A 12,614-nucleotide genomic window follows, 5' to 3' on the forward strand; every position below is an offset into this window, starting at 1 on the left:
TCCATGATACGCCTTGCTTAAAATCAAACTTAACGCGTCAGTATGATGAAAAATTTACCAGGTTTTTTTTCCGGTCGTTGCAGCTCCTTACGGCTTTTGGGGCTTGTTTGGATAGTCGTCTTTTCGGCCCGTATCGCTTCTTTTGCGCAGGGCGTCACGGTAAGTGGCCTGATTACCGGCGGCACCGCCAGCGAACCATTACCGGGCGTTAACGTCGTGATCAAGGGAACGCAGAAAGGGGCCACCACCGACGGCAGCGGACGGTATTCCATTACGAATGTGCCGTCTAACGCGGTTCTGGTTGCGTCGTATATCGGGTATGTAACCACCGAAGAACCGCTGAACGGTCGCAATACCGTCAACCTGAATCTGACGCTCGACGCGGCCAATTTGCAGGAGGTGGTGGTGGTGGGTTACGGGACCCAGAAGAAAATCAACATCACGGGGGCCGTCGATCAGATTGCCGGGAAAGACCTGGAAGCCCGGCCCATCGCCAACGTCATGCAGGGCTTGCAGGGCGTGAGTCCGGGGCTCAACATTACCTACCAGGGCGGGCAGCCCGGAACCGTGCCGAACATCAACATCCGCGGTTTTACATCCATCAACGGCGGTGGCCCGCTGATTGTCATTGACGGGATTCCTTCCTCCAACAACGAGGATCTCTTGCGGCTCAACCCGTCGGATATTGCCTCCTTCTCGGTGCTGCGCGATGCGGCTACGGCTTCGATTTACGGCGCACGGGCGGCTTTTGGCGTGGTGCTGATCACGACCAAGCAGGGTGGACAGGGGCGCCAGTCCATCATTTACAACAATTACTTTTCGTGGGGACGACCCACGGTATTGCCGCAGCCGGTGACTGACCCCTACATCTATTCCCGCGTGCTGGAAACATCGACCGACAACACTCCCTGGGATTACGTGAACTACTCGGACGAGCATTACCGGTGGGCCAAAGAACGCTCGGAAAACCCGGCAATTGAGGATGTCCGGCTGAACCCGGCGGACCCGACGAAATGGGCGTACCTGGGTAGCAACAACTGGTACGACTACTTTTTCAATAAATCCAGCCTGTCGCAGAACCACAGCGTTTCGTTCAACGGAAGCGCCACGGCTAACAACATGCCGATTGGCTACTACGTATCCGCCGATTATACCAAGGAAAACGGACTGAACAAAATTGCGGACGACTTCTGGAATCGGTATTCGCTCCGCGCCCGGGTCAATTTCTCTCCCCTGAAATGGCTGAAAATAGACAACAACCTGACCATCTACCAGACCAAACGCGCCAGCCCATCTGTCAACATTACGGATATTTATTACCTGCAACCCACCGACGTGGCTGTAAACCCGGATGGTTCATGGGCCAATACCGGTGCCGGACGACTGGCCGCCCGGTTGACCGACGGTGGTAATAACCAGGAAGATATGTTCGGGTTTCAGAACATCAGCCGAATGGTGGCTACGTTTCTGAACGGCGATTTACAGGTAACGGGTGACGCCAGTTTCAAACGTGAACAATGGAAGTACCATCGGGACTACCGAAAATTCAGCATTGGATTCGGTCCTGGCGATATTCGGCAGGAGGGCACTGGCAGTTACGCCAACGGCGCAGTCATCGAGCGGAATGGAACGTTGACAAATACCGTTTACAACCTCTACGCCAATTATTCCAAAACGCTGGGGAAACACACAATCACGGCTTTGGCGGGCTACAATCAGGAAGAATATGTTTACTCGACGGTTGAGTCCGAAAAAAACGTGCTGATCTCGTCCTCCCTGCCGCACATTGGCCTTACCACCGGCGATGCCTTCATTCGTCCAAGCTACAATTCGTACGCTACTCGCAGTCTGTTTGGCCGACTTAACTATACCCTGAAAGAACGGTATATTCTGGAAGCCAACGGGCGGTATGACGGTTCTTCCCGTTTTCCATCCAACAACCGCTGGGGCTTCTTCCCGTCGATTTCCGCAGCCTGGGTGGCCAGCGCCGAACCGTTCCTGAACGGTATGCTGCCGTATGTTCCGACGCTGAAATTGCGGGCTTCCTACGGTGATCTTGGTAATCAGAGCGTTGGGTACTTCAATTATTTACAAACCTTACCGACGGCTTTATCCAGCTACCTGATCAACGGTAGCCAGCAAACCGTCATTACCGGAGCGCCTTCCTTGCGAATTGATCCCCGGAATTATACCTGGGAGCGGGTTTCAACCATGAATTTTGGCGCTGATGTGGGTCTATTCAAAGAAAAAGTCCTGATTTCGTTTGACTACTACATCCGCAACACACGGGGAATGTTAACGGCGGGTCAGGAGTTGCCGGGCGTATTGGGAACGTCGGTGCCCAGCCAGAATGCCGCCGATCTGCGTACCAACGGCTGGGAACTGACGCTTAATTACCGGGATTCGTACGTCGTGGGGGCCAAACCGCTGACGCTTGATGCTAAATTTATCCTGTCTGATTCGCGTTCGGTGATTACAAAGTTCCGGAACGATCAGCAACTGTTTTCGACGTATCGCGAAGGCCAGCAACTGGGCGAAATCTGGGGGCTGGTCAACGACGGAATGTTTGCTAACGAGGACGAAATCAAGAAACTCGATCAGTCGGCCATTGTGCCTTGGGGCGCGTTGTCAGTAGTGCCGGGCTGGCCCAGATACAAGGACCTGAACGGTGACGGCAAAATCGAGAAAGGCTTTTCGCAGAAAGACCCGAAAGATCTCCAAGTCATTGGCAACACCACAGCCCGCTACCGGCTGGGCCTGAATCTGAGCGCCAGCTGGAACGGTTTCGACGCAACGGTATTCCTGCAAGGCGTGGGCAAAGCTGATTATTACCCGCAACACTACCTGTTCTGGGGGCCGTACCAGCAGCCCTACGCCAACATCTACCCCTGGAATCTGGATTTCTACCGGGGCACGTCCGAACCGGAAGCCGACCGCGCCAAACATTCGGCCTCGTACATTCAGGCGGGTCTGGCTGATGCCAATACCGATGCCGAGTATCCGGTGCTGCAATCGTGGCTGGCGGACAACAACTATCAGGGAGGAGGAGCCGCCGGGTTGGATATTCCCCAAACCAAGTATCTGCTCAGTGCGGCTTACGTGCGCGTTAAAAATGTGACCATCGGTTACACGCTGCCCGCCGTGCTGACGCGTCGGATCAAGGTTAACCGGGTGCGGGTGTTTGCGAGTGGTGAGAACCTGTTCGAGTTTTCGAAACTTAAAAAATACGTTGATCCCGAGTCGGTTAACGACGGATACGGCTGGGCCTATCCCTTCCAGCGGAAGATGGCCGTTGGCTTGAATTTCGAACTTTGAACCTTCCTGAACCGCTAAAAATCATGAAAAAGACCTTATATATTCTGCTTTCCGGCCTGCTGATCGGGGCCACTGCCTGCAAGGATGATTTTCTGGATCGGTATCCGCAAACGTCGATTGCACCGGAAGCCTTTTTTAACACCGAGGAAGACCTGGCCCTGTATGTCAACGGCCTGCTTTCGCTGCCCGGTCGGGATTCGTACCTGAACGATCAGAATTCCGACAATGCCGCCACCACCGCGGCTGTGGAAGTCAAAACCATCATGACCGGTTCGCCCAGTTCCCAGAACATCACGAGCGGCTGGAGCTGGGAACGGCTGCGCAACATCAATTATTTTCTGGACAATTACCAGAAGGCGAATGCCGCCCCTGCGGTGAAAAACCATTATGCCGGACTGGCGCGCTACTACCGGGCCGAATTTTATTTCAACAAAGTGAAGCGGTATTCCGACGTGCCGTGGTATTCGGGAGCCCTCAACCCGGATGACGAGCAACTCTATAAACCGCAGGATTCGCGGGCGATGGTGATGGACAGTGTCATGGCTGATCTGGCGTTTGCGGCTGCCAACGTGCGGGAAGCCGTACCGACCGGTACGCCCGGCAAATGGGCCGTTCAACTCCTCCGGGCGCGGGTGGCCCTCTACGAAGGAACGTTCCGCAAGTACCACGACGAGCTGAATCTGAAAGCCACGGCCAACTCCCTTCTGGAAACGGCGGCTACGGTCACTGCCGAAATTATGGCGTCCAAAAAGTATTCAATTTACAATACCGGCAAGCCCGAAGCGGATTATGCGGCCCTGTTTGGGAGTTCGGATTTGCTGGCGAATCCGGAAGTGATGCTGGTCAACATCTACGATGTAGACAAAAAACGGGGGCAGGACATTAACTTGGCGGTTTTCGGGGATTATGAACAGGCGCCTTCCCGCGATCTGGTTCAGACGTACCTGATGAAAGACGGCAGCTATTTTTCCAGTCAGCCGGGGTATCAGCAATTTCAGTTTGTGAAGGAGTTTCAGAACCGCGATCCGCGTCTGGCCCAGACCATAGTCTATCCGGGTTGGGTACGTCAGCCGGACCCGCAGCCGTATATTCAGCGGTTAAACAAGAACTTTACGGGGTATCACCAGTTAAAAGGGTTCAGCAACAGCACGGTTTCAACCGTAATCGGCGGGGCAGATTTTCCGGTTTACCGCTACGCGGAAGCCCTGCTGATCTACGCCGAAGCACAGGCCGAACTGGGTAAACTGACGCAGGCCGACCTCGACCAGTCTGTTAATCTGCTGCGGAAGCGCGCGGGGCTGCCGAACCTCGATCTGGCCAAAGCCAATGCCAGTCCGGACCCGTTCATGGCGCAGAAATACCCGAACCTGACCGGCGCGAATCAGGGCGTTCTGCTCGAAATCCGGCGGGAACGACGCGTGGAGTTTGCCTTTGAAAATACGCGCTTCGACGATCTGATGCGCTGGAAAGCGGGTAAATTATTGACCAACATCCCCGAAGGAATGTACTTTCCCGGTCTGGGTAAATACGATCTGACCGGCGACGGCGTGGCCGACATCGTGCTGATCGACAAAGCGACCTCGATTCCGACGGAGGACAAAAAAGAGAAAAATTCGCTGGGGGTAACGCTGATTTATTACCGCGCCGGGAGCATCACCGACGACGTGACTGTATTTTTGCGCAACGGCGTCAATGGCGGTACAATGGTAACAGAAACCGCCCCCCGGAAATTTGAAGACCCCAAATACTATTACCGGCCCGTTCCGCAGCAGCAACTGGTGCTGAATCCGAACCTGCGGCAGGTTTTTGGCTGGCAATAAACGGAATCGTAACCCATACCCATTACCCGCATTATTACTAACCCAACTTCTGTAACCCAAATGTTTTCCAAAACCGTATTGTTGTTTGCTACCAGTTGCCTTGTTGCTCAGATCACTTGGGCCCAGATCGACCGGCAAAAAGCCCTTTTTGTGATTGTAGACGGTATTTCGGCCGATGTAATCGAGAAAATTGCCAAACCGAATCTGGACGCGATTGCCAAGGAGGGCGGTTACGCCCGGGCGTACGTCGGTGGGCAGAAAGGGACATATTCGCAGACGCCGACCATTTCGGCGGTGGGCTACAACAGTCTGCTGACAGGTACGTGGGTCAATAAGCACAACGTCTGGGACAACAGCATCAAGGCGCCGAATTACCACTACTGGACGATCTTCCGGCTTTTTGAAACCCAGTATCCGCACAAAAAAACGGCGGTTTTCTCGACCTGGCTCGACAACCGGACCAAGCTGGTGGGCGAGGGGCTGGCAGCGACCGGCCACCTGCGGCTGGATTATTCGTTCGACGGTTTTGAGCTGGACACGATTAATTTTCCGCACGATGCCGAGCGGGAATACATTCACAAGATCGACGAAAAAGTGGTGAACGAAGCTGCGGCTTACATCCGGCAGGAAGGCCCTGATCTGTCGTGGGTGTACCTGGAATATACCGACGACATGGGCCACAAATACGGTGATAGCGAACAGTTCCACCGCGCCATTCGGATCATGGACGATCAGATCGGTCGCCTGTGGAAAGCCGTGAAGGAGCGGCAGAAAACGTTCGGGGAAGACTGGCAGGTGTTTATCACGACCGACCACGGCCGCAGCGCCGATATGGGCAAAAACCACGGCGGACAGTCGGACCGGGAGCGGAGCACGTGGATTGTGACCAACGCCAAAGCCCTGAATCCATACTTTAGGAAAGCCCTGCCCGGCGTCGTCGATATCATGCCGACGATGGCCCGGCACCTGAACGTTTCGATTCCGAAAGAACAGGCGTTTGAAATCGACGGTATTCCGCTGACCGGCAAACTGTCGATCACCGACCCGACGGCCCGTAAAGAAGCCGGGAAAATTGCGCTGACCTGGAAAGCCGCCGACCCGGAAGGCGCCGTCAAAATCTGGCTCACGACCACCAACCAGTTTGAGGAGGGGGGGCGCGACCTTTATCTGCTGATGGATGAAGTGCCCGCCCGTGCTGAAAAAACCGTTATTGATGTTGCAAAGCTCCCCGCCGGTTTTTACAAAATCGTGCTGGAAGGGCGGTATAACAACCTGGGGCGCTGGATTGTGGAGTAAAACCGTTTTGCCGAAACCCAAAAAGCCAAAAAGGGCCGTCACCTCCCGATCTTCTGCCTTTGATCAAGAGGTGACGGCCCGGCCTTTTTCCGCGTTACTGCGCTATTTTTTCGATCGCTACCAGACGCACCCGGCCCACATGGCCCTGCCCGGGCAGTCGGACATTACTCCCAATCCAGAGATGGGTGCTGGAATACGGAGCAATGCCGAGCGATGCATCGAAAACCGTCTGTCCCTGAAACCGGTACGCGTCATCCGTTCGCAAGGTCACAGCGGGCTTGCCGTAGCACCCCAGCCACCAGGTTCCGTTCGCATACGCAATGGTTTGAATCCCCATTAATGTATAGCCGCTGGCGACGGTATGGCGACGGATAAACCGGAACTTTTCATCGTATTCATACACGTAATTTTCATTTATGCCGGGTACCAGCCCACCCACAATCATAAATTTGCCCTGATGAAATTCCATACCACCGGCACCATGAACCAGCTCCGGAACCGGATATTCATTCAGTTTCTTCAAGCTAAGTGCATCATACTCATATACCCACGATTTGGCCTCACCCGCCGGTTTATTAAACTCCCCGAGGTTCACGGCTACGTATAGTTTTCCGTTGTGGTAACACAAATCGCCCTGGTGGCTGGGAGCCGCTACGCTGGCGAGGATTTTCCCCTGCATATCGGTCCGGACAATGGCTGTGGTCCAGCTCCAGTAAATGGACGATTTCTGGTCGGTACAAATGCCCTGCAAATGCACTTCGTAGGCACCTTCACAAACCACCGTCTGGTGTACTTTTTTTAAATCAATCAACAGGGCCGGATCGTCCGTATAAATCCGGGCTACGCCCATATCCAGAAAACGAATCAGATCGTCCCGCTCGTTCACCGTCCAGACGCCCGGTTCGATGCGGGCGATTTTCAACTGGTTGATCTTTTCTTCCGTCAGACCCTTTTCGTTGATGACCAACGACTCAAAACTGTGTTCTTTTGCAATTCGGATATCTTCCTGAATGTCGCTGTTCGCCGGGCGATCCCAGAAAACCGGAATAGCCGGGGCCAGTTTTTTGACGTTTGCCATGTAGGCCAGATTGCCGTCATTGAACCCCACCTTTTTTTCCATCTGGTTTTTGCGGACAAGGGCAATGGCTTCGGCAACACAGTCGGTTTTGGGTTGAATGGAAACCCGGGTTTTCGACTGCGCGGCAAAAAGTTTCAGCGCATCTTCCAGCAACGGGATGGTCTGCGGAGGACATTCGCGGCTGGATTTTCCGGTTCGCTTCCGAAAGTCCGTGGCCACATCCACTTTTTTCAACTGGTCGTAGGTTGACTGGGCCACGTCCAGATTCTGGTTGCCCACCCGCCCGGTCGTTGCGTCGTGCAGCACCACCAGCTTGCCGTCTTTGGTTTTATACACATCCAGTTCCACCCAATCGACGCCCAGAGAAAGGGCACTTTTAAAAGCAGGCAGGGTATTTTCCGGAAACTGAGTTGAATTGCCGCGGTGTGCGGTGATGCCCAGATGCGTGGATTGCGCACTGGATTGAAAAAAAAGACCGGCAAAACAGTAAAAACAAAGAGAGGCTAAGGCGATTCGTAGCATAGAAAATGGGTTAGTAAACAGCATAAGAAGAGAAGAAAGCTTGCTTCTTACTCAAGGATTGGGGGACATTGTTCCGAATTGGGGAGCTTGCCCAAACCATTTACTTACCTGCCAGGAATTTCTAACTACCCGCCTTCTTACCGGAAGTTACCGCATTTGGGTGTAATAAAACCGGTTCCTTTCCGGGGTTTTATTCTTTTGTAACCACTTCGTCCAGATTCAGCAGGGTGTTGGCCGCAACGGTCAGGGCTGCCAGTTCCGGCGTCGCTTCCGTACAGGCCAGCAGTTGCACGGCTTCCTGCGGGTGTTGCCGGTAATGCGCTATGGTGTTCTGATACAGCCGGTTCAATACCGTTAGTTTCTTCGGCCGTATTTCCTGTTGCATCACCAGCCGGTAGCCCGCCCGCAATTGCTGTTCGGGCGTTTTTCCGCGCAACTTCATCGTTTCGGCCAGTCGCTGGGCGGCTTCCACATATACGGGATCATTGAGCGTCACCAGTGCCTGTAAGGGGGTATTGGTTCGCAATCTTCGCAATTGACAGAACTCCCGACTGGGGCTGTCGAAGGTAATCATGGAGGGGTAGGGGGCCGTGCGCTTCCAGTAGGTGTACAGGGCCCGCCGGTAGCGGTCCTCACCTGAACTGAGTTTCCAGCTTTCGCCACTGTAGGGCGACTGCCAGATGCCGTCGGGCTGGGCGGGCATCACGCTCGGACCACCCAATTTGGAACTCAGCAAACCCGTCACAGCCAGCGCCTGATCGCGCACCTGTTCTGCCGACAGCCGAACCCGCGGACCCCGGGCCAGCAGTTTATTGAACGGATCTTTGGCCAGTAACTCGGGCGAGGCCGCCGATTGCTGACGGTATGTGGCTGATAACACCATCTTTTTGAGCAGTTTCTTGACGCTCCAGCGGTCGGTTTCCATGAACTCAACGGCCAGCCAGTCCAGCAGTTCGCGGTGGGTGGGCGGGATGCCCTGCGTACCAAAATCCTCAACGGTTTCGACGATACCGGTACCAAACAACTGCTCCCAGAAGCGGTTGACGGCCACGCGGGCGGTGAGCGGGTGTTCAGGACTGACCATCCACTGCGCCAGCCCCAGACGGTTTTGAGGTGAATTTTCAGGCAGGGATGGCAGGGATTTGGGTACATCGGGCCGCACGGGTTTTCCTTTGACCAGCCAGTTGCCCCGCTCAAAAACGTGGGTTTTCCGGGCCAGATCGCCGGTTCCTTCGTATAGAATGGGCACAACCTCGGCTTTGGCGTTCAGCAGTTCGCCCAGTTTCTGGTCCATCGGCCCCAGCGCGTGGGCGGGCTGACCGGGCAGGGCGGGTTGCAGTGCCACCCATTTCACCATCACCCATTCTTTGGGCATTTTCGGACTGTCGAGCGTCAGGTACAGGTGGTGCCGCCCCGATACGTCCGGCAGGGCAAAAATCAGGGTGGTGTCTTTCCAGGGACTGCCGGTTTTGGCGACCGGCTGTGTCAGCAAGACCGGGCCGTTGACACTATCCCGACGAACGGACATCACGGCTTTTTCGGCTTTGGTACCCCAGGCAATCAGCAACCGATTCTTACCCGTGAGTTCCATATTTTTGATCCGGGCCGAGCCGCCGTGCTGGATGGCCGTGTACATGGCGCCCATCAGCGAGGCATTGACGTACTCATCAAAGCTGTGCGAGTTGATTTTTGGCTCCACCACCCGAACCAGCCGCATGGCATCCCGAACCGTCGGGCGTGGAGCCGACTGGCTGGTAAGCCATTGTTGCAGTTCCTGGACTTTCAGCGAATCGTCGCCTTTGTAAAACCGCAGGGTGGGGGTGTCGCTGGGCACATCTTCGTCGCGGGTATTGTTGAAGAAAGCCAGGTATTTGTAGTAGTCTTCGTGTACAAACGGGTCGTAGGGGTGGCTATGACACTGCACACAGGAAAACGTCGTGCCCTGCCACACATCCCAGGTGGTATTCACCCGGTCGATCACGGCCGATACCCGAAACTCCTCATCCTGTGTACCGCCCTCGTCGTTGGTCATCGTGTTGCGGTGAAAACCCGTGGCCACCAGTTGATCGTCGGTGGGGTTGGGCAGCAGGTCGCCCGCCAGTTGCTCAATGGTAAACTGGTCGAACGGTTTATCTGCGTTGAAGGCTTTGATCAACCAGTCGCGGTATCGCCACATAGTGCGCGACAAATCCGCTTCGTAGCCTTTGGTGTCGGCGTAGCGGGCCAGATCGAGCCACATACCTGCCCAGCGTTCGCCAAAAGCCGGAGATGCCAGCAGCCGGTCCACTACTTTTTCGTAGGCATTTGCCGAGGTGTCTTGCTGAAAAGCCGTCACGTCCTGTTCAGTAGGCGGTAAGCCCGTCAGATCGAGCGAAACGCGCCGAATCAAGGCGGCTTTGTCGGCTTCGGGCGACGGTTTCAGGTTTTCCGCTTTGAGTTTATCCAGAATGAAATGGTCGATTTCGTTTTTAGCCCACTTCAATTCGTCGCTTTCGGCCAGCCCCAGCCGGGCCCAGAATGTACCAATTTGCGGTACGTCTGGTTGTCTGACGGACTGATAGGCCCAGTGATCCCCCCACTCGGCGCCCTGATCAATCCAGTTTTTCAGCAATTCGATTTCCTCCGGGTTGAGCGGGGGTGCATCCAGCGGCATCCGTTCTTCGGGGTCGGTGAGCGTCAACCGGCGGATCATTTCGCTGGCTGACGCATCGCCGGGGACAATTGGGTGTTTACCGGATTTGGCGGGCTGGAGCGCTTCGTGTTTGAAGAGCAAACTGAAGTTAGCGGCTTTTTTGACCCCGCCGTGGCAGGCAATGCAGTGTTTGTTGAGCAGCGGTTTGATCTGCGTGTTGAAATCAACTTTATCCTCAAACAGTCCCACCCACAAAAAGGAGGACAAGACCACCACGGCCAGGACGGCACCCACCAGATGGAGTTTGTAGTTCATGGGAATTCAGGAACGGTTATTATCGGGTCATTAGGAACCGGAATTTAGGAAAAAAAGCGGACTTTTTCGCTTTTTTTCTTCTGGGATGTGTTGGCTGTCAGGCACGTTCCACGGCTTCGGCATCAATTAATAAACAGATCATCCACCAGCACCAACCCCGGCTTGCCACTTTTTCAGGCAATAATGTCGCGGACAACCTTGCCTGATACATCGGTCAGGCGGTAGCGACGGCCCAGGTGTTTGAAAATCAATTTTTCGTGATTGAGGCCCAACTGGTGCAGGACCGTCGCCTGAAAATCGTGCACGTGGACCGGGTTCTGGGTGATGTTGTAGCCCAATTCATCGGTTTCGCCGTAGACCATACCGGGTTTGATTCCGCCCCCGGCCATCCAGATTGTGAAGCAGCGCGGGTGGTGATCACGACCGTATTTCTCTTTCGTCAGCTCTCCCTGGCTAAAACAGGTGCGGCCAAATTCACCACCCCAGATGACGAGCGTTTCATCAAGCAACCCGCGTTGTTTGAGATCGGTTACCAGGGCCGCCGACGCCTGATCAACGTCTTTGGTCTGGCCGGTAATCTCTTCGGGCAAATTAACGTGCTGGTCCCAACCCTGGTGGTAGAGTTGCACAAACCGGACGCCGTTTTCGGACAGTTTGCGGGCCAGCAGGCAGTTGGCGGCATAGGTTCCGGGTACCAGACAGTCGGGACCGTAGAGCTTGACGATGTCGTCCGGTTCCTTCGACAGGTCCGTAATTTCCGGCACGGCAGTTTGCATTCGGTAGGCCATTTCGTACTGCTTAATTTTGGCATTAATCTCCGGATCATGCACTTGCTCGTACGCCAGTTGGTTTAATTCCGCCAGGCGGTCGAGCATTTTCCGGCGCGACTGCCGGTCCATGCCTTCCGGGTCGCGCAGGTACAACACCGGGTCTTCACCCTTGCTGAACTGCACGCCCTGGTGAATGGAATCCAGAAAACCGTTCGACCACAGTTTGGAATAAACGCCCTGGCTGTTGCCTTTTCCCCGGGAAATCAATACCGTGAAGTTGGGCAGGTTCTTGTTTTCGTTGCCCAGTCCGTAGCTCAGCCACGCGCCCATGCTCGGACGATTGCCCTGCTGGGCACCCGTCTGAAAAAATGTGATGGCCGGGTCGTGGTTAATGGCTTCGGTGTGCATGGATTTCACAATGCACAGATCGTCCACAATTTTGGCTATGTGCGGAAACAGATCACTCACCCACGCCCGCGACTGGCCGTACTGTTTGAAATCGACGAAAGATCCGGCCATGGGCAGGGTGGTCTGGGTAGCGGTAAAACCGGTGAGTCGCTGCCCACCCCGCACCGACGGCGGGAGGTCTTTGCCAAAAAGCTCCCGCAACTTGGGTTTATAGTCGAACGTTTCGAGCTGAGAAGGGGCACCGTTCTGAAACAGGTAAATAACCCGCTTGGCTTTCGGAGCAAAATGCGGGATTCCGGGAATGAAATCAGGGTCGTCGGAATCGCTGCGTTTGTCGAACAGGTCCGGGATCAGCAGCGAACCCAGCGCAGCACTCCCCAGCCCTAAACTTAGCTTCGAGAAAAATCGACGCCGGTTGAAGGTCAGTAAATGATCCAGCAGTTCTTTTTCCATGACGG

At 54.9% G+C, this 12,614-nt stretch carries 6 protein-coding genes; 3 read left to right on the forward strand and 3 right to left on the reverse strand.

Going from position 1 to position 12,614, the window contains the following annotated elements:
- The first annotated feature begins 42 nt into the window (after window positions 1–42).
- Genes LX87_RS05235 through LX87_RS05245 form a run of 3 tightly spaced genes read left to right on the forward strand, consistent with a single transcriptional unit; the run spans window position 43 to window position 6,431 of the window.
- Window positions 43–3,315 (forward strand): SusC/RagA family TonB-linked outer membrane protein, encoded by a 3,273-nt coding sequence (locus tag LX87_RS05235; protein ID WP_111627087.1) that lies wholly within the window; start codon window positions 43–45, stop codon window positions 3,313–3,315.
- A gap of 23 nt (window positions 3,316–3,338) precedes the next feature.
- Window positions 3,339–5,135, forward strand: coding sequence for a RagB/SusD family nutrient uptake outer membrane protein (locus LX87_RS05240; RefSeq protein ID WP_111627088.1), 1,797 nt, complete (start codon window positions 3,339–3,341; stop codon window positions 5,133–5,135).
- 60 nt (window positions 5,136–5,195) lie between these two features.
- Window positions 5,196–6,431, forward strand: coding sequence for an alkaline phosphatase family protein (locus tag LX87_RS05245; RefSeq protein ID WP_111627089.1), 1,236 nt, complete (start codon window positions 5,196–5,198; stop codon window positions 6,429–6,431).
- 94 nt (window positions 6,432–6,525) lie between these two features.
- On the opposite strand, the gene LX87_RS05250 is transcribed toward LX87_RS05245, so the two are convergent.
- The 3 genes from LX87_RS05250 to LX87_RS05260 all read right to left on the reverse strand — a co-directional run bounded on the left by LX87_RS05250 (window position 6,526) and on the right by LX87_RS05260 (window position 12,609).
- A complete protein-coding gene (locus LX87_RS05250; protein ID WP_170139304.1) occupies window positions 6,526–8,031 on the reverse strand; it encodes a glycerophosphodiester phosphodiesterase in 1,506 nt (501 codons plus the stop codon).
- A gap of 190 nt (window positions 8,032–8,221) precedes the next feature.
- Window positions 8,222–10,978, reverse strand: a complete 2,757-nt coding sequence (locus LX87_RS05255) for a DUF1553 domain-containing protein (RefSeq protein ID WP_111627091.1) — start codon at window positions 10,976–10,978, stop codon at window positions 8,222–8,224.
- A 173-nt stretch (window positions 10,979–11,151) separates the two neighbouring features.
- Entirely contained in the window at window positions 11,152–12,609 is a 1,458-nt protein-coding gene (locus LX87_RS05260) for a DUF1501 domain-containing protein (RefSeq protein WP_111627092.1), read from the reverse strand.
- Window positions 12,610–12,614: the final 5 nt, after the last annotated feature.

The organism is Larkinella arboricola, from assembly GCF_003259745.1.
GTDB lineage: Bacteria > Bacteroidota > Bacteroidia > Cytophagales > Spirosomataceae > Larkinella > Larkinella arboricola.

What these genes read in the sequence shown, in the direction of transcription:
- LX87_RS05235 (WP_111627087.1), top strand. Translation starts at nt 43, where the DNA reads ATGATGAAAAATTTACCAGGTTTTTTTTCCGGTCGTTGCAGCTCCTTA.
- LX87_RS05240 (WP_111627088.1), top strand. Translation starts at nt 3,339, where the DNA reads ATGAAAAAGACCTTATATATTCTGCTTTCCGGCCTGCTGATCGGGGCC.
- LX87_RS05245 (WP_111627089.1), top strand. Translation starts at nt 5,196, where the DNA reads ATGTTTTCCAAAACCGTATTGTTGTTTGCTACCAGTTGCCTTGTTGCT.
- LX87_RS05250 (WP_170139304.1), bottom strand. Translation starts at nt 8,031, where the DNA reads ATGCTACGAATCGCCTTAGCCTCTCTTTGTTTTTACTGTTTTGCCGGT.
- LX87_RS05255 (WP_111627091.1), bottom strand. Translation starts at nt 10,978, where the DNA reads ATGAACTACAAACTCCATCTGGTGGGTGCCGTCCTGGCCGTGGTGGTC.
- LX87_RS05260 (WP_111627092.1), bottom strand. Translation starts at nt 12,609, where the DNA reads ATGGAAAAAGAACTGCTGGATCATTTACTGACCTTCAACCGGCGTCGA.